The organism is Aliikangiella coralliicola, from assembly GCF_007004725.1.
Lineage (GTDB): Bacteria > Pseudomonadota > Gammaproteobacteria > Enterobacterales > Kangiellaceae > Aliikangiella > Aliikangiella coralliicola.
Window position 1 is genome coordinate 180,351 of record NZ_ML660172.1, and the last position, 17,270, is coordinate 197,620.

Annotated in this window: 17 protein-coding genes; 10 read left to right on the forward strand and 7 right to left on the reverse strand. The window is 41.7% G+C overall.

Annotated features, from left to right (window positions below):
• The first annotated feature begins 74 nt into the window (after positions 1-74).
• From FLL46_RS25640 to FLL46_RS25665, 6 genes are all read left to right on the forward strand, one after another.
• A complete protein-coding gene (locus FLL46_RS25640; RefSeq protein ID WP_142935100.1) occupies positions 75-449 on the forward strand; it encodes an MAPEG family protein in 375 nt (124 codons plus the stop codon).
• A 204-nt stretch (positions 450-653) separates the two neighbouring features.
• Complete coding sequence (locus FLL46_RS25645; protein ID WP_142935102.1) at positions 654-1,283, forward strand: DUF6058 family natural product biosynthesis protein; 630 nt, start codon at positions 654-656, stop codon at positions 1,281-1,283.
• 54 nt (positions 1,284-1,337) lie between these two features.
• Positions 1,338-1,889, forward strand: coding sequence for a GNAT family N-acetyltransferase (locus FLL46_RS25650; protein WP_142935103.1), 552 nt, complete (start codon positions 1,338-1,340; stop codon positions 1,887-1,889).
• A 279-nt stretch (positions 1,890-2,168) separates the two neighbouring features.
• Positions 2,169-2,510 carry a hypothetical protein gene (locus FLL46_RS25655; RefSeq protein WP_142935105.1) on the forward strand — a complete coding sequence of 114 codons (342 nt, stop codon included), beginning with the start codon at positions 2,169-2,171 and terminating at the stop codon, positions 2,508-2,510.
• A gap of 57 nt (positions 2,511-2,567) precedes the next feature.
• Positions 2,568-3,101: a tetratricopeptide repeat protein gene (locus tag FLL46_RS25660; RefSeq protein WP_142935107.1), complete on the forward strand. Its 534-nt coding sequence runs from the start codon at positions 2,568-2,570 to the stop codon at positions 3,099-3,101.
• 37 nt (positions 3,102-3,138) lie between these two features.
• Positions 3,139-3,621 (forward strand): YbaK/EbsC family protein, encoded by a 483-nt coding sequence (locus tag FLL46_RS25665; RefSeq protein ID WP_142935109.1) that lies wholly within the window; start codon positions 3,139-3,141, stop codon positions 3,619-3,621.
• 142 nt (positions 3,622-3,763) lie between these two features.
• Here FLL46_RS25665 and trpA read toward each other — a convergent pair whose 3' ends face one another.
• From trpA to aroF, 7 genes are all read right to left on the reverse strand, one after another.
• Positions 3,764-4,573 (reverse strand): tryptophan synthase subunit alpha, encoded by an 810-nt coding sequence (trpA, locus tag FLL46_RS25670; RefSeq protein WP_142935110.1) that lies wholly within the window; start codon positions 4,571-4,573, stop codon positions 3,764-3,766.
• Between the two features lie 105 nt (positions 4,574-4,678).
• Positions 4,679-5,851 (reverse strand): tryptophan synthase subunit beta, encoded by a 1,173-nt coding sequence (gene trpB, locus FLL46_RS25675; RefSeq protein ID WP_142935111.1) that lies wholly within the window; start codon positions 5,849-5,851, stop codon positions 4,679-4,681.
• A gap of 47 nt (positions 5,852-5,898) precedes the next feature.
• Positions 5,899-7,266: a bifunctional indole-3-glycerol-phosphate synthase TrpC/phosphoribosylanthranilate isomerase TrpF gene (gene trpCF / locus FLL46_RS25680; RefSeq protein WP_142935112.1), complete on the reverse strand. Its 1,368-nt coding sequence runs from the start codon at positions 7,264-7,266 to the stop codon at positions 5,899-5,901.
• Positions 7,267-7,268: 2 nt separating this feature from the next.
• Positions 7,269-8,282 carry an anthranilate phosphoribosyltransferase gene (gene trpD, locus FLL46_RS25685; RefSeq protein ID WP_142935113.1) on the reverse strand — a complete coding sequence of 338 codons (1,014 nt, stop codon included), beginning with the start codon at positions 8,280-8,282 and terminating at the stop codon, positions 7,269-7,271.
• A gap of 29 nt (positions 8,283-8,311) precedes the next feature.
• Positions 8,312-8,941: an aminodeoxychorismate/anthranilate synthase component II gene (locus FLL46_RS25690; protein WP_142935114.1), complete on the reverse strand. Its 630-nt coding sequence runs from the start codon at positions 8,939-8,941 to the stop codon at positions 8,312-8,314.
• Positions 8,941-10,623 carry an anthranilate synthase component 1 gene (locus FLL46_RS25695; protein ID WP_142935115.1) on the reverse strand — a complete coding sequence of 561 codons (1,683 nt, stop codon included), beginning with the start codon at positions 10,621-10,623 and terminating at the stop codon, positions 8,941-8,943. The genes FLL46_RS25690 and FLL46_RS25695 overlap by 1 nt, the downstream gene beginning before the upstream one ends.
• Complete coding sequence (aroF, locus tag FLL46_RS25700; RefSeq protein WP_142935116.1) at positions 10,623-11,639, reverse strand: 3-deoxy-7-phosphoheptulonate synthase; 1,017 nt, start codon at positions 11,637-11,639, stop codon at positions 10,623-10,625. The genes FLL46_RS25695 and aroF overlap by 1 nt, the downstream gene beginning before the upstream one ends.
• An 829-nt stretch (positions 11,640-12,468) precedes the next feature.
• Here aroF and FLL46_RS25705 point away from each other — a divergent pair.
• From FLL46_RS25705 to putP, 4 genes are all read left to right on the forward strand, one after another.
• Positions 12,469-12,969: a chemotaxis protein CheW gene (locus FLL46_RS25705; protein WP_246119405.1), complete on the forward strand. Its 501-nt coding sequence runs from the start codon at positions 12,469-12,471 to the stop codon at positions 12,967-12,969.
• Positions 12,970-13,140: 171 nt separating this feature from the next.
• Positions 13,141-13,560, forward strand: a complete 420-nt coding sequence (locus FLL46_RS25710) for a DUF2802 domain-containing protein (RefSeq protein WP_142935117.1) — start codon at positions 13,141-13,143, stop codon at positions 13,558-13,560.
• A 411-nt stretch (positions 13,561-13,971) separates the two neighbouring features.
• Positions 13,972-15,531 carry a glutamate--cysteine ligase gene (gshA, locus tag FLL46_RS25715; RefSeq protein WP_142935118.1) on the forward strand — a complete coding sequence of 520 codons (1,560 nt, stop codon included), beginning with the start codon at positions 13,972-13,974 and terminating at the stop codon, positions 15,529-15,531.
• A gap of 135 nt (positions 15,532-15,666) precedes the next feature.
• Entirely contained in the window at positions 15,667-17,196 is a 1,530-nt protein-coding gene (gene putP, locus FLL46_RS25720; RefSeq protein WP_142935119.1) for a sodium/proline symporter PutP, read from the forward strand.
• Positions 17,197-17,270 lie beyond the last annotated feature (74 nt).

A 17,270-nucleotide genomic window follows, 5' to 3' on the forward strand; every position in this document is an offset into this window, starting at 1 on the left:
AAGTTTGATAAATAGAATTTTACAGCCAAAATGCGTTGTCCCAATAAAATTTAGAATAACAAAAGGAAGTCGTCATGAATTATTTTTATCTATACGTATCATTAAGTGTTCTATTGGTTTCTCTATTAGCGTTTAACGTGTCGAGAATACGAATTAAAGAGCGAATTGCACATGGAGATGGCGATAGTCTGGCATTGAAAAAAGCCATCAGAGCCCATATGAATACCTTTGAACACGCAACCCCATTCGCTTTAGTGGTTTTTGTGTTATCGCAGATGGGGTTACAATCCGTTTACCTGGCGACATTAGCGATTGGATTTGTCGTTTTACGGGTGTTACATAGTTATAGCATGCTTGCTTCAAAGTTTATGATTCGACGTATTTCAGCCGCGTTAACTTACCTTTTTGAAATTGTCGGCTGCTTGATGATATTAATTATTTTGTTTTAATATTTTGCCGGGTTTTAAGATTAACTAGTTTCCCATTATTAATTTTCAGCATACTCGAATGGTGAAATTATTTTATTTTTTGGGGCCGACTTGGTCTGTCCACCCTGTATTACCAACTAGCTAACTCATTTGTAGTAGCCTGATGAACTAAACAATAGATAGTATTCAAATACCACACAGGTCAAAATTTATAGGGAATTAATCGTGGATCTAATCCAATATCTCAATCAAAATTTTTATACCAGAGAACAACTTCTGGACTTATCCAAAGTCGATTCTAAAGTTTTTCAAGAGCTTCAAAGCAAGGGCATTATGCCACAATGTTCTTACCGGTTGACCTCACAACTGTGCTGTGATTCATTTTTTGGAGAACACACGGAATCTTATTCAACCGAATATTATGCGAAAGGATATACCAGTTGGTTAGGAATTCTAGTCACATTACGAAATACTGATGACGCCTACTCGATTTTTAAAGAGAGATACGAGTTAAAAATATCATCTTTATTTCAGGCCGGCTTTCTATCGCAAAATTCAAAAGTTAACTCTGAACTCAACAGCCATATTAAAGAAGAGTGGAAGCACTTTATTGACGGTGTTTACGGTTTATGTACCAAGTCTGGTTTACCTGAAGATATCGCGTCGAAGGAATTGTCGATATTAATTATTAATCAACTATTAGAGTCAGAAAAGTTGACTGATAAAGAATTGAAACAACTCACTGATGCTGTCAACTTATTAGATAGCGCAAGCTCAATGTTCGCCCCACATGAACGTATAAAAAGCTCTAGACGCCGTCTGGTTGATGATGTTCGTCGGCGATTTAAGTTATAGCTGAAGCATAATAACACTATCACTAATATTTTAATTATGTCTTAGGAAATCAATATGGAATTAAATGAAGTAGGGCCTGGTCATTCCGAAGGAAATGATTTTAATACTGAAACCAATACGAAAACTAAAACAGAGATTAAAGCAGAAATTAAAGAAAAAGTTTCCTTAACTGATGTGACTGTAGACAATTTTGACGATGTCGTTGATTTAGAAGTGCTCGAAGATCAGAAAGATTATGTTGCAGATAACACTTATTCGCTAGCTGAGTCAAAGTATTACCCATCTTATCAGCCCAGGGCTATCACTTACGAAAACAAAGTTGTTGGATTTCTGATGTACGAGTCTATGGAGTCAGAAAACAAACCAAATGAGTATGATATTTTCAGGTTGATGATTGATCACCGTTATCAGGGAAAAGGGATCGGACGACAAGCGATGAAGTTATTATTGGACGAGATTAATAGAAACGAAAATGTTGAGCGCATTACGATTTGTTATGAACCGAAGAACCCTGTCGCAAAGGGGTTTTATGCAAGTTTTGGTTTTAAGGAAATTGGCATTGACGACGATGGTGAGATGATCGCCGAGATTAATTATGGTGGCTAACTTTGGCAGGACAAGCTACTCGGCCAGTAGCGACGGTGCCTACTTTGAAGCCGCTTTTAATAAAATAATAATCTAATGAATTCTGAGTGATATTACGCTATTTTAAAATAAGTGTGGTATTTGTCTCAATATTGAAGAGGTTGACGAGTCCGACTTAGCGGAAACTGGAATATCTTTTGAGAAAAGACTACATTATTTATAGGCAGAAATGACAATGTTTGGTCGCAAGCATTGATTACCTAAACCTTACAATGTTAATAAATTAGAATATTAATAAAAATGAAAGCTGATTTACCGCTACCCAAAGATAAGAAATTAACCGTTTTACACCGTGTCGAGCCTGGGTGCCTTGGTCCTGAAGGTATGAAATATATTGAGGACTTTTGTTATCTGGCACAGCAGGAAATGGTTTCGTTGGACTCGGATTTTATCATTTGGGATATTGTTCCTCGTTATGATAAGTCTAAGGCGGAGATTCAGTATAAAGTGAATGATAAGAATCTCACCTATGAGAAAGCTTCGAAATATCTTGAGGTTTTTGAAAAAAACATTGATGATTTTGAGGAACATTTCAACGAAAGGTTAATGCAGTTGATAGAAGACTTTATGGGACGGTTATGAGCGTTAGTTCCAGTTTTTTAGCATAAGTGATTAGAATCGTCAGACTTCGAAATTCCTATGAGTGATAATTTAGACACTAAAATTAAAACAGCTTACCAAAAGTTGCGTCAACAGCATTTCGAACAGGCTTTCAACTTGTTTCAAGACTTAATTTCTTTATGCCGGCAAAATGGAAGAAAAATAGAGCTGATTGCTGCGCTTAGAGGGGCTGCACAAGTCGTGAGAAATCAGAATGATTTCGATGCCGCGTTGGTTTATTACGAAGAAGCCGTTCAAGTCTCTCGTGAACTACAGAATACTTTGCTGATTGCACATACTGTTAGGCATTATGCTGATCTGCTTAGAAAGCTGAACCAACCTGAATCAGCAGAAACTCATTATCGAGAAGCTTTGGCTCTATATCGAGAATCTTCTGATACTTCTGAACTGGAACTGGCGAATGCACTGAGACCCATGGCAATATTGATGGAGACACTCGATAGAGAAAGCGAAGCTTTGAAATTTTGGCAAGAGGCAAAGTCGCTTTATGAGTCTGCAGAAATTAAAGAAGGTGTAGAAGAGTGTGAAAGTGGTATTCGTCGATGTATATGATTTGAGAAAATTAACTAAACTGAGTTCGAGATAAATAATGACAAAGCAACTAAAATCGAGCGCAAAAAAAGTTCAGGATTTTTTAGCCGAAAAAGGTTTTGGGTTTACTGTTCGAGAATTAGATAGTTCTACCAGAACGGCTAAAGAGGCGGCAGCGTCAATCGGCTGCCAAGTCTCCCAAATTGCCAAATCGCTTATTTTTAAAGATCAGAAAAGCGGTAAACCTGTGTTGATAGTTGCTTCTGGTATCAATCGTGTGAACATTAAGAAAGTTGAGTTTGACACGGGTTTAAAACTAGAGAAAGCGGATGCCGATTATGTTCGAAATCATATGGGTTTCGCAATTGGCGGAGTTCCTCCGATTGCCCATAGCGGCGAAGTTTTTACTATTCTTGACTCTGATTTAAAGGCACATGAAGTTATCTGGGCGGCTGCCGGTACACCAAATGCCGTATTTGAGTTAAAGCCAGAAAATCTTGAGCAACTAACACCTGGCCAATGGCTATCTGTTTCTGAGTAACTTGACTGGGTTCAAATACTAAACTTTTCCTTCCTGAGTTCCCCCAAACTTTTGGCAAAGAAGGGGGATTTGAAATGGCAGAGAATTTTCACAAAACTAGAAACTTCAAATCTCCCCATTGTCCATATTTCCAATCAATGTATCACACTTTGGTCGCTTGCTTCATGTCATGGATAAAGCTAGAGAGCTGTTCCAACATTTGTTCGGTATTGTCTAGATTTTCGTCAATTATTTTTACCACGGCAGAACCGCTGATGGCACCGTCAGAACCCGAAACTATGGCCTGCTTAACTTGAGTTGGTGCTGAAATCCCAAAACCTAAAAGTGACGGTGGGGCGTTAAATTGCTTGAGTTTGCTAATAATACCGTCAACGGGCATCTCTGCTTTCACATCGGTGCCGGTAACACCACTTCGGCTTAATAGATAAGTGTAACCTTCACTCAGTTTGGCCACTTGCTCCAATGTTAAATCGTCGGCATTAGGTGTCGCTATGAAAATTGGTGCGATGTTATTTTTTTTGGCAACCTCAACAAACCGAGCGGATTCGATAATAGGTACATCGGCGATTAATACAGAGTCGACCCCAGCATTGCTGGCTTGTTGATAAAAAACTTCCACCGAATTGCCCACAACCAGGTTGGAGTAAACCAATAAACCCATTGGAATATCAGGGTAGTCTTTGCGGATAGAAGCAATGAGTTCGAAACACTTGGTCACGGTGGCGCCATTTTCTAATGCGCGAATGGCAGCTTTCTGGATCACCGGGCCATCAGCAATTGGGTCTGAAAAAGGAATACCAAGCTCTAATGCGTCAGCACCATTTTCGATTAGTCGGATTAAGATTTGATAACTGGTTTCAAGGTCTGGATCACCTAGCATGACAAAAGGAACAAATGCGCCCTCATTTTTCTGTCTTAATGCATCGAAACATTGTTGATATCGTTTGTTCATAATTAATTCCTGAATTTGAAGTTTTGTTTAACTTCGTCATTGTCTTGATTTGTTTTGCTGGTTAGCACTATTTTTTCGTAAATCTTTAAATATTTACGCGGCAATTTAATTTAAAACTTTTCTGACATGGGCCAAATCTTTATCGCCACGTCCTGAAAGATTAACCACAATAATTGAACCGTCGGGAACCTTCTCCGCTAGTTTTAAGGTGTAAGCGAGTGCATGTGAAGACTCTAGTGCCGGAATAATTCCTTCGCTTTTTGACAAAACTTGAAAAGCATTTAATGCTTCTTCATCGGTTGCGGTAACATATTCCACTCGGCCGATATCTTTGAGATGAGCATGTTGAGGGCCGACCGCCGGATAATCGAGACCCGCAGATACTGAGTAAGACTCTTCTATTTGTCCATCTTCATTTTGCATTACAAATGTGTGAGAACCGTGCAAAATACCGAGTTTGCCTTTGGTTAATGTTGCGCCGTGTTGGTCAGTGTCGAGACCTTTGCCAGCTGGCTCCACGCCGACTAATTTAACCTCTGTCTTATCGATTAAGTCGGCAAATAAACCAATGGCATTGGAACCGCCACCCACGCAAGCAATAGCATAATCTGGGAGTCTACCTTCTACTTCTAAAACTTGGGCGTGAACCTCTTCTCCTATCATTTTTTGAAATTCTCGAACCATCGTGGGAAATGGATGAGGACCAGCGGCGGTGCCAAGTAAATAGTGACTATTCTGATAAGTTGCAGACCAATCCCTGAGGGCTTCGTTCACTGCATCTTTCAAGGTGCCGCTGCCAGCTGAAACCGGAATCACTTCTGCGCCCATCAGCTCCATTCTAAACACATTGGGTTGTTGTCTTTGGCAGTCTATTTCTCCCATATAAACTCGGCATTTCAGACCAAGAAGGGCGCAAGCGATAGCTGTGGCAACACCATGTTGGCCTGCGCCGGTTTCTGCGATGATTTCAGTTTTTCCCATCCGTTTGGCGAGTAATGCCTGGCCTAAAACCTGGTTAGTTTTATGTGCGCCGCCATGGAGTAAATCTTCGCGTTTCAGATAGATTTTTACTTGCTCGTTTGGAGAGAAATTTCTGGTCAATGTTAGCGGTGTCGGGCGGCCGGCATAATTGTTGAGCAGGTCCTGAAATTCATCTTTAAATGATTGATCATTGGTTGCATTGACAAATGCTTCTTCCAATTGCATTAATGCCGGTACTAGTAATTCGGGGACATACATCCCACCGAAATCTCCAAAATATCGATTGAGTTTGGTCATAGCTGATTCCTGATCCTGAATTCTTGATAATTAAATGTTTAAGTTGGTTAAATTCGAATTTGTTTAAATATCTGGTTAATTTTTTCTGAGCTCTTAATACCTGGGCCAGTTTCTACTCCCGAGCTGAGATCAATTGCATAAGTTTGTTGTGAGATTGCTTGCGCCACGTTATCGCTATTAATACCACCGGCCAGTATTAGCTCACTTGCGTCTATATCTTCTAATAAACGCCAATCAAAACTGTCTCCAGTGCCACCCCGTTCAGTGGTTGAATAAGTATCTAACAAGTAACGATCAATGTTGGTGTCTTTCACAAAGTTTACTGAGTTAGCAACATGCACTGCTTTCCAGATTTGAGTGTTGGGTAGAGCTGTGCGTAAATCCTTAACGTACTCGGCAGATTCGTTACCGTGTAATTGAACCGCATAAAGCCCCAGTTGATTGGTATGCTCGATAACAGTTTCGAGAGATTCATTCACAAACACACCGACGTATCTTAGTGGAGCACTGATGACGATTTCTTTGGCTGTTTCCAGTTCAACATAGCGTTGAGAGCCAGGATAGAAAATAAAACCCGCAAAAACACCGCCGTTTTTGTCAATGTCGACCGCATCTTGAATCTGTGTAATTCCGCAAATTTTAACTTTTCCAAAAATAAGTGATTTGCAGTGATAACGAATATCTTGATGGGACATAATACTGGACCCAACCAGAAAGCCATTCACCAGTGGTGCTAGTCGTTTAACATCATTGTGTGTTTCAATGCCAGACTCTGAAATAATAATTCGGTCTTGCGGTATTTTTCCTGCCAGTTTTTCAGTGGTTTCCAAGTCAATGGTCAAACTTTTCAAATCGCGATTGTTAATACCGATGATTTCTGCGTTTAGGTCAATCGCTCGTTGTAATTCTGTTTCATCATGAACTTCCGTTAATATGTCCAGGTTCAGTGATTTTGCTGTTGCTGCGAGTTCTTGATATTCATCATCGTTTAACACCGATAACATTAACAAGATAGCATCGGCACCATAATGCCGAGCCTCATAGACTTGATAAGTATCAATGAAAAAATCTTTGCATAAAATGGGCTGCTCAACACTTTTGCTGGCTGTTTGCAAATATTGAAAACTTCCCTGAAAATATTTCTCATCCGTTAAAACCGAAATAGCGCTGGCATAATCTTTGTATTGTGAAAGTATTTCTTCAATATCAAAATTTTCGCGGATCAAACCTTTTGAAGGGGAGGCTTTTTTGCATTCAAAAATAAAGTCCGCGTTTGGGTTACTCAGCGCCGTCTTAAAGCATCTTTGAGAAGGTGAGAGCGTCTTTTCAAAAGATGCGAGTGCCATCTGTTTTTTTCTGACAGCGACTTCTTCTTTCTTGTGAGCAACAATTTCAGCAAGTACATTACGCGACATGATCAAGCTCCCGAATTACTTAGTTCTGCGAGCGCCAGTAATTTATCAAATGCCTGCCCACTGTGAATAATGTCTTGTGCTTCCGCGACGCCCTGTTTTAGAGATTGGCTGTTACCTGAGACATAAAATAATGCGCCGGCGTTGGCCGCGACGGTATCAACAATTGGTTGCTCAGATTTTCCCTGCAATACTTCAGCAAATTTCTGCGCATTTTCTTCGGGGGAGCCGCCAAACAAAGCACTAAGAGGAACTTCATTTAATCCGAAGTCTGATAAAGTTAACTCATATTCAGTGATCTTACCGTCACGAAGTTCCGCCACATGAGTGTTTCCTGATAACGTAATTTCGTCACAGCCATTACTATGTACGACCATCGCGGAGCGGCAGCCGGAAAGTCTCAGAGATTCTGCTGCGGCAAAACAATGATCAGGAGAGTAAACTCCCATCAATTGATATTCAGGATTAGCAGGGTTAATCAAAGGGCCCAGCAGGTTAAAAATAGTACGAGTTTTTAGCGCATTTCGTACCGGCATTACATGCTTTACTCCCGGGTGATAAAGTGGCGCAAACAAAAAGGTGACGCCTACTTCATCCAGACACTTGCGAGCGACTTCCGGTGACATATCAATTTTAACATTGAGTTGTTCTAACACATCTGCAGAGCCACATTTACTCGAGATAGAGCGATTGCCGTGCTTGACCATTTTTAACCCTTTAGTTGCGGCAATAACAGAAACCAAAGTTGAAATATTCAAGGTGTGCTTTCCACTTCCACCTGTGCCACAGCTATCGGCGGTGGCATAATTGGGCCGATCGAAAAAGTTCGCATTTTTTCTCAGGGCCTGAGCCGCTCCCGCGACTTCTTGCGGTGCTTCTCCTTTCATTTTTAATCCGACAAGGAAAGCGGCAATATTAATTGGATCTTGTTCACCGCCGACAAATTGATTAAACACCTCAAATGTTTCTTGTTGCGATAAATCCTGTTTTTGATAGATTTTTTCATGTAGGTTTTGCATGATTTTTTCTCTTTAAGTTTTGAATTCGGTTATGCATTAGTCGGTTGATGATTCGCCTGTCCAAGTGGCGCGTCGGCTAGCCAACTTAATGAGGATTTCAATAATTCGCCGCCGTATGTGGTCAGGATAGATTCGGGGTGAAATTGAAATCCAAGAATTTTGTGCTGCTGGTGTTTCACTGCCATAACCTCGTGTTCTGTTTTGGCAATTACATCTAAATTTGTGGGCATTTGTGTTGCCACCAACGAGTGGTAGCGAGCCGCGCGTAATGGGTTTGGTAAGGCATTAAACACCGGGTGTTCTTCGGTATGAATATCATCTGCTTTTCCGTGAACAATATCTCTTGCTTGTCCGACGACACCGCCAAATTGCTGCACGATAGCTTGATGTCCCAGGCAAATTCCCAGTATGGGAAGCTTACCTGAGAATTGCTCGATTATTTTTAACGAGTTACCAGCCGAATCTGGATTGCCTGGTCCCGGTGAAATGACGATCACCGAGCGCTTGTTTTGCAATCGTTGTTCGGTAAAAATTTCGTCAATAGGCGTGTCGTTTCTAAACACCACCACTTCCACATTTAACATGCGAAACTGATTAACCAGGTTGTAAGTGAAAGAGTCATAATTATCTATCATGATAATTTGTAGTGGTTGAGTCATCACTGGTTCTCCATCACTTTTTGATTGGCAACTTTCACTGCAGAAAGCACCGCTTTGGCTTTGTTCTCAGTTTCTTGAGCTTCCATTAATGGATCTGAATCATAAACAATGCCGGCTCCTGCCTGAACTTGCGCAACGCCATTTTGATAAAATGCTGAGCGTATAACGATACAAGTATCCATATCGCCGCGTCCGTTGAGATAACCAACAGCACCGCCATAACTTCCGCGTCTTTTTTTCTCGACGTGTCGAATTAGCTGGCTCGCTTTTATTTTAGGTGCCCCAGTTAGCGTCCCCATATTCATACAAGCTCGGTAGGCATGAAGCGCATCTAAATCTTCGCGAAGCTGCCCTTGTACGCAAGATACCAGGTGCATCACTTGAGAATAACGGTCAACGGCAAGTAATCTGGGCACATGGGTGGTTCCGGGCTGTGAAATTCTGGCAACATCATTGCGTGCAAGGTCCACCAACATCATGTGTTCTGAAAGTTCTTTTTCATCAAGTTTCAATTCTGCTTCAATTCTCGCATCGAGGTCGAGATCGATTTCTCCATCTTGTTTTTTCCCTCGGGGGCGAGTTCCTGCGATGGGGTAGAGCAATACTTTATTATCTTCACTGGTGTATTTAAGCGCGCTTTCAGGTGAAGCGCCGAATAAAGCGAAATCTTGATCTTGCATATAAAAAAGATACGGGCTGGGGTTGGCAGATTTGAGTTCGCGATAACTGGCAAGTGGTGATAGACACTCAATAGAAAAAGTTCTTGATGGAACCACCTGAAACACATCACCTTTAACGATATTCTGCTTTAGTTGCATCACAATTTGCTGATATTCATTGTCATCAATATCAGTTTTGATGCTTGAATTGCTCTGCGAGTTTTTTTGAGTGTGTTTATTAGAGTCGTCAGATTTTGGCGCAGATGGCTGGTTTAGATCCGCGAGTTGTTGCTCGACTGTTTCAAAATTTCTGGCAAGTTCATAGTAGGTATTTTTCTCGTTATCTCCAGAGAAATGATTACTAAATAGTCGCTTGATATTTCGTTGATGATCAATGATCAAAATATTTTCTGCCAGGTAAAAAACGTAATCGGGGCAAGTGTTCTGACCCTTGTCTACCTGGGGGAGGTTTTCAAAACTGGCGATAAAATCAAATGCGAAAAGTCCGCATAGAAAAATTGAATATTCGTTGTCTGTTTCAGCCTCAAAAGCACTTTTAATTAATCTTAAAATATCGATTGGTGAGTGCTCTTTTAATCTGGCGTCTTCGTCGAGAAAACTTTGCGTATGGCTGTAGGTCACCAGCAAAGCGCTTAAATCTGCTTTTGAGCTCAACGTATTTTCTATTTGCAGCTCGCTACTATTGCTCCTTAGTTGTTCCTCAATGTGCTGAAGCGCGTTGGCACCGTTATGAGTCAATGCTTCTAGCTTGACAGTGCGTTCGTTACATTCAATTCGAATGGCTGCTTTGAGCATTAAAATACTCTTCACGCCTTCTCTTGATTCAATCTCGCTCGATTCAAGCAACATGCTGTTTTTTAGCTCGAGTCTGCGACTGAGCCCTTCAAAAATCTCAACCGGTTCTAACAGCGAATCTATCGATTTACTGATGGTTTTTACGCGGCCTGGTTGAGGTTGGGCTTTCGCTGATTGTGCCGCATTATGTGATTCGTGATTGAACATTAAGCCAATACCTTGCCTGCTGCTTGAACAAAGGGAGTTAATTCTCGCATCATTTTAGCAAATGAAGCTTCATCTAATGATTGTGCGCCGTCTGATAAAGCGACTTGAGGGTCGTAATGGGCTTCTACAATAACACCGTCGGCACCACAAGCGACTGCAGCTTTCGCCATTGGAGCAACGAGTTCGCGAATTCCTGTGCCGTGAGAGGGGTCAACAATAACCGGCAAGTGACTTTTTGTTTTAATGTAGGCTACCGCGTTCAGGTCTAGCGTATTGCGCGTAGCTCTTTCGAAAGTTCGAATGCCACGTTCGCAAATAACCACATTATGATTGCCTTCGTTATAAATATATTCTGCAGCCAGTAGTAATTCTTCGATAGTTGCCGACATACCACGTTTTAGCAAGGTTGGCGTTTGGCTTTGTCCGACAGCTTTCAGTAATTTGAAATTTTGCATGTTACGCGCGCCAACCTGGAATGCATCGACATATTTTTCCAGAAGTTCCACATGAGCAGGGTCTACAATTTCAGTGACACAGGGGAGGCCGTATTCTTTAGACGCTTCTTGCATTAACTTCAGACCTTCTTCCTCAAGTCCCTGAAAGCTGTAAGGTGAGGTTCTGGGTTTGAACGCGCCGCCTCGCAATCCGACGGCGCCGTGTTTTTTGACTATTTCTGCGGACTTGAAAATCTGGTCACGGTTTTCAATCGCACAAGGTCCGGCAATCACTGCGAAAGAGCCGCCCCCGATGGTAACGTCGCCAAATTTTACCTGAGTGTCATGGCTCTGCATTTCACGGCTAACTTGTTTGTAGGTACTCAGAATAGGTTTGACGTTTTCCACCATTGGGTTTGCCGCGATATTGAGGTTGTTGAGTATTCGCTCATCGCCGAGTGCGCCCAATACAATTCTTTCTGTACCTGGCATGTATAAAGGTTTGAGTTTGACTGATTCAATCTGTTCCAGGATTGCTTTGGCATCAGCTTCGGTGGCTTCCGGTTTTAGTACAATTATCATGATCGTTTCCCGTGAAATAGTTTAAATTTAAATTCTGTTAGTAAAATTGGTCTGCTTTTAAATCGTAAAGGTATAAAAAAACCCGCAATTTGAGCGGGTTTTCCTGTTAATTGATTGCACACAACAAGTCACCCACCCAACAAAATTGAATGCCACCACCGGATTACTGGAAGATTAAAGTTGATTTTGTGACCGATTGTTTTCATTTTTGTCTAAATTGCCTGTTTTGTTGTTTGCTACATTTAATTTTTTATCGGGCAATAAAAAGCCCGTTTGATTTCTCTCACGGGCTTTCTCAATTCTTATTGTTTGTTAGTTGAATTAACAAACACGACGCTACGAAAACCCTTTTAAGAGCTTCGCCACCACTGATTACGCTTGTCATTTTTTTGCTTTGTAGACATATTTTCAGTTTCTTATCTTTAAAATAGATTTAGAGTCTTTTCGCTTAAATCTGTGTTTAAATTTTTGTTCAAACCAGTGTTTAAATCAGCGTTTAAATTTGGTCCGTCGTTTTGATGTAGCTAAAGGTATCTGAAGCGTCGCTTTGTTGTCAAGGGCTAATCTTTGATATAGGTTTTAGTTATAGGCAATTTTAATGTTGTTGTTGCGGATCGCAATGAGGTTTATCATCAACAAAAAAGCGCAACTTCTTGAAAATTGACTATATTTAACAAAGAGTACGCGTAAAATGTGCAAGTTGCATCAGTGGGCAACGGGCCACAAATTGGGGACCAAAACAGTTTTGGTACAAATATTGCCTTTTTTATGAATGACGCTGAAAAAGAAGGTAAGTCCGACAAAATTTTGACGAAATAGGATTCAGGTCGTGAGTACAGACGAAAATTTCATCAGTAATAAAGATAATGAAGACGATGCGGTACTTCAATGGGTTACCTTCCGCTTAGCTAACGAAACTTATGGGATTAACGTGATGCAGGTTCAGGAGGTTTTGCGTTATAGCGATATTGCGCCTGTTCCTGGGGCGCCGCCCTATGTGCTGGGAATCATTAATTTACGCGGCAATGTGGTCACCGTTATTGATACCTGTCAAAGATTTGGCCTTTCGCCAATTGAGTTGACCGATAACACGCGTATTGTGATTATTGAAACCAACCATCAGGTGATTGGTATATTGGTCGATTCGGTTGCTGAAGTGGTGTATTTAAAGCAGTCGGAAATTGAAACGACGCCAAATGTTGGTAATGAGGAATCTGCCAAGTTTATTCAGGGGGTTTCTCATCGAGAAGGCGAGTTATTGATTCTGGTGGATCTCAATAAATTGTTGGGTGAAGAAGAGTGGGACGAACTTGACTTTCTTGATTACTAATTTCGCGGATGTTGCCGGGACGGAGATTAGTAAGATTAACACGCGAACTTTGTTCGTTTTTTGAAACACCGGCAGCAGACAGAACCAAAGAGCCTGGTTGAAGAGATTCTGGTAAAAGTTGGATAGAGAGCTTGGATAGAGAATTTGAATAGAGAGTTTGGATAGACAGTAATGAACAATTGGCCCTTTCAAATAACGACTGACATTTCCCTGGTGAGTGTTGGGCTGTTGTGTGCCTTTGTGGTTTGTTTTATTGGCTATTTAAAGGTTCAGACCCGATACCGTCTTTTAGTCAAAGAAGTTGAGCAACTCAAAAACGAATTCAGAGCAATGAATAGTGGCCATTTAGGAATGGGGCGAGAACTCAAGCGGGTCTTCAAAGAAATTGCGCAAGTTGAAAATAACCACCCTGGCGCAGTGCAAGGTACCAGTGAAAAAGTTTACGATCAGGCGGGGCTTTTGTTGTCTCGCGGAGCGACCATCGAAGAAGTGGTCCAATCGTGTGATATTGCGCCTGCTGAGGCAGAATTGCTAGCGATAATGCGCCATTCTGCGCCAAGTCATAACAAACAATTCAGAGAGTCAGCCTGACTTCAAAAAAATACTTAAAAACATACCTTTCTTATTTCAAGCAATATTATCGACAGACAGTTATCAAGGGAATATTCGACATGGATCCATCGTCATTCCTGCGACATTATTAGAAGTTTCCAAAAATTACCACTGCGGAATTTTCTCCAATAAAAACAACTTTTTATCTTTGAGTAACATATAGTAACGGATTTCATCTATATGATTGTTGGTAATACTTGACCATGCCGACAACAAACCGCAAACTTATGCCTAATTTACTCTTGTGCCCTATGGTATTTTTTATGCGGCTAGGTCTGAGGTCTTAAATCGCCATAAAAACGGTGTTAGAACTGTTCAAAAAGTGGACGAGTTATTCCGTTAATACCAACTGATATTATCGAAAACAGGGCAAATATTAAGCGAGACAATATGCATCTTCTGGAAATAGCTGATCAATCATTACCTGCGTCACTTGCAAAACACCTGGTTGGAATTAAACGTGGAATTGAGAAAGAGAGCCTGAGAATCCAGCCTGACGGTTACATCTCTCAACAAAACCACCCCCATGCTCTAGGCGCCACGCTGACCAATCCGCATATCACCACAGATTATTCAGAAGCGTTGCCAGAGTTTATTACCGGCGCGAGTTCGGATCGACTCCAACCACTTGCTGAACTCATGGAAATTCACCAGTTTGCCTATCAGAACCTGGAAAATAGCGAATTATTATGGGCTATGAGTATGCCCTGTGTGATGGGCGAAGAAAATGACATACCGATTGCTCGCTATGGCCACTCAAATAGCGGTCGTATGAAAGAAATCTATCGCATGGGACTAGGCCTCCGCTATGGCCGTTTTATGCAGACGATTGCCGGAGTCCACTATAATTTTTCGTTGCCAGAATCATTTTGGCAGGCACTTCATCAAAGTGAAAACTCGGAAATGCCGCTGCAGGATTTTATTTCGCAAAAATATATGGGGCTCATTCGTAACTACCTTCGGTTTTCCTGGTTAATCCCGTTATTTTTTGGCGCTTCCCCAGCGCTTTGCGAAAGTTTTATCAAGGATAAAAATATTGACCTTGAACAACTGGTTCCTGGCACTCGTTATGGCCGGTTTGCGACCTCATTGAGAATGAGCGACCTTGGGTATCAAAATAATGCGCAAAGCGGGCTCTCAGTTAACTATAACTGCCTGAATGAGTATATTAAGGGCCTCGAAGACGCGATCTCTACGCCTGATCCTTACTATCAGGAGATTGGGGTTACTCGCAACGGAGATTATCAGCAACTCAATGCCAATGTGCTGCAAATCGAAAACGAGTTTTACAGTAGTATTCGCCCCAAGCGAGTTTCCGTTTCTGGAGAAAGACCAACCAAAGCATTACGAAATCGGGGAATTGAATATATCGAAGTCAGGGCGCTGGACCTTAATCCTTTTTCTCCTATCGGCATCGACCAGTCACAAATCGCCTTTTTAGATTCATTGTTGCTTGCCTGTTTGTTCGCGAAATCTGAACCGATTAATCCGAGAGAGAAAGGCGAATACCAATCGAATTTTAAAACCATTGTTAGTAAGGGCAGACACCCTGATTGTTGTTTGACGATGAATAACGGATGCGTGCCAGTTAATGAGGTGGCGACAGAATTAATGAGTCAGATAGAACCCTATGCTGCGCTATTAGATAAAGTTTACCAAACGAACGATCACGGGGATGTATTATCGAAACTGCGAACTCAATTAAGCGATTTGGATAAAACTTATTCTGGCCGAATTGTTAAATCCATTGAGCAACGACAGGATGGTTTTTTTCCTTACGCAATGGAAATTGCGCAAGCGCATAAAGCCTTTTTTGAAAAGGAAAAACTTAACACAGAGCGACTCAGCCACTATCAGCAAGAAGCCACTTTGTCCCATCAGAAAAAGCTGGATATTGAGAATAGTGATACTAAGTCCTTTGAAGAATTTCTTGCGCACTACTATGAATAGCGCGCATATGCGTAATGCGCAGTTAGAAGTTGCACTGGTAAAAAATTAATACGACAAAGCCAAGACAGACTAGACAAAAACAAACCAAGCAAAAATAAACGAAAGAGTACATAATAAAAACAAAGGGGTATTCAAATGGAACAAACAGCGACTTTGGTCACATTCCTTTTTTACCTGGTGATGATGCTAGGTATTGGGGTTTATGCCTATAAACAAACCAGTGACCTTTCCGATTATATTTTAGGCGGGCGTCGATTAGGGCGCTGGGTAACGGCTCTGAGCGCCGGCGCATCAGATATGAGCGGGTGGCTTTTAATGGGATTACCTGGTGCCATCTACGCCAGCGGTTTTAGCGAAGCCTGGATTGCCCTTGGGTTACTGTTGGGGGCGTATTGGAATTGGAAGATCACTGCGCCCAAACTGAGGGCCTATACCGAGCATGCTGGTAATTCGTTAACCCTTCCTGATTATTTTACCAATCGTTTTAGAGATGAAACAAAAATACTTCGTATCGTTTCCGCTTCCATCATCCTGGTTTTTTTCACCGTTTATGTGGCGTCTGGTTTAACGGCAGGAGCGAAATTATTTGAAGCGTCATTTGCAATGGATTATCACGTTGCATTGTTTGTCGGCGGCGCAGTCATCATCAGTTATACCTTTATTGGCGGGTTTTTAGCGGTATCCTGGACAGATATGGTGCAAGGATTGTTAATGGCCGCTGCGCTCGTTGTTGCACCCATTGTGATGATTTTTGAAGTGGGAAGTGTTGATCAAGTTATGGCGGTTACCCGTGAAGTTGATCAGGCAGCAGGCACAGTCAAAGCAGATTTATTCGCGGGAAAAAGTGCTGTGGATTATTTATTTTCTGTGTCATTTATTTCGCTGATGGCATGGGGGCTGGGATATTATGGTCAACCTCATTTATTAGCGAGGTTTATGGCGGCCCAGTCGGTCAATGAAGTTCATGCCGCGCGGCGAATCGCGATGAGTTGGATGGGAGTCAGTATGATTGGTGCAATCGGCGTTGGTTTATTTGCGATTGCGTACTTCCATCAAACTGAAAATGCATTATTACTTGCCGAAGATTCGGAACAGGTATTTATTATTGCCAGTAAAGTTTTATTCAACCCTTGGGTTGCTGGGTTTTTGTTAGCGGCAATATTAGCTGCGGTGATGAGTACTATCGACTCACAACTATTGGTTTCTTCGAGCGCAGTTACTGAAGATTTTTACCGAGGATTTATCAAGCCTCATGCGTCAGATCGCGAATTGATGGTAATAGGGCGGGTCGCGGTATTGGTAGTAGCTGCTATCGCCATGTTGATTGCGGTTGATAAAGAATCGAAAGTGCTTGGTTTGGTGTCGAATGCCTGGGCAGGGTTTGGTGCTGCTTTTGGGCCGGTTGTATTAATGTCTCTGGTATGGCGTAAAATGACAAAGTGGGGTGCCCTGGCTGGGATGATCGTTGGCGCAGCCACGGTAATTTTATGGATTCAATTTAAAGCAGATTTAGGCGCTCCCTGGTCACAATTGTACGAAATGATCCCCGGCGTAATTATGGCATGTTTAGCGATATTTTCCGTTAGCATTTGGGGACCTCGAAATGAGTCTCAAGTGGGTGATGATTTTGATCATGTCAGTTTGTCGTTGAAGGGAAATTTGTAATCCGCACTTGAAAAACACGCTGGTAGTGCCGGGCTGAAGTTGTTTTGGTAGATTCCGATAAATGGATTATATCG

Coding starts and splice junctions, on each gene's coding strand:
- FLL46_RS25640 (WP_142935100.1), top strand. CDS start 75: ATGAATTATTTTTATCTATACGTATCATTAAGTGTTCTATTGGTTTCT.
- FLL46_RS25650 (WP_142935103.1), top strand. CDS start 1,338: ATGGAATTAAATGAAGTAGGGCCTGGTCATTCCGAAGGAAATGATTTT.
- FLL46_RS25655 (WP_142935105.1), top strand. CDS start 2,169: ATGAAAGCTGATTTACCGCTACCCAAAGATAAGAAATTAACCGTTTTA.
- FLL46_RS25660 (WP_142935107.1), top strand. CDS start 2,568: ATGAGTGATAATTTAGACACTAAAATTAAAACAGCTTACCAAAAGTTG.
- FLL46_RS25665 (WP_142935109.1), top strand. CDS start 3,139: ATGACAAAGCAACTAAAATCGAGCGCAAAAAAAGTTCAGGATTTTTTA.
- trpA (WP_142935110.1), bottom strand. CDS start 4,573: ATGAACAAACGATATCAACAATGTTTCGATGCATTAAGACAGAAAAAT.
- trpB (WP_142935111.1), bottom strand. CDS start 5,851: ATGACCAAACTCAATCGATATTTTGGAGATTTCGGTGGGATGTATGTC.
- trpCF (WP_142935112.1), bottom strand. CDS start 7,266: ATGTCGCGTAATGTACTTGCTGAAATTGTTGCTCACAAGAAAGAAGAA.
- trpD (WP_142935113.1), bottom strand. CDS start 8,282: ATGCAAAACCTACATGAAAAAATCTATCAAAAACAGGATTTATCGCAA.
- FLL46_RS25690 (WP_142935114.1), bottom strand. CDS start 8,941: ATGACTCAACCACTACAAATTATCATGATAGATAATTATGACTCTTTC.
- FLL46_RS25695 (WP_142935115.1), bottom strand. CDS start 10,623: ATGTTCAATCACGAATCACATAATGCGGCACAATCAGCGAAAGCCCAA.
- aroF (WP_142935116.1), bottom strand. CDS start 11,639: ATGATAATTGTACTAAAACCGGAAGCCACCGAAGCTGATGCCAAAGCA.
- FLL46_RS25710 (WP_142935117.1), top strand. CDS start 13,141: ATGAACAATTGGCCCTTTCAAATAACGACTGACATTTCCCTGGTGAGT.
- gshA (WP_142935118.1), top strand. CDS start 13,972: ATGCATCTTCTGGAAATAGCTGATCAATCATTACCTGCGTCACTTGCA.
- putP (WP_142935119.1), top strand. CDS start 15,667: ATGGAACAAACAGCGACTTTGGTCACATTCCTTTTTTACCTGGTGATG.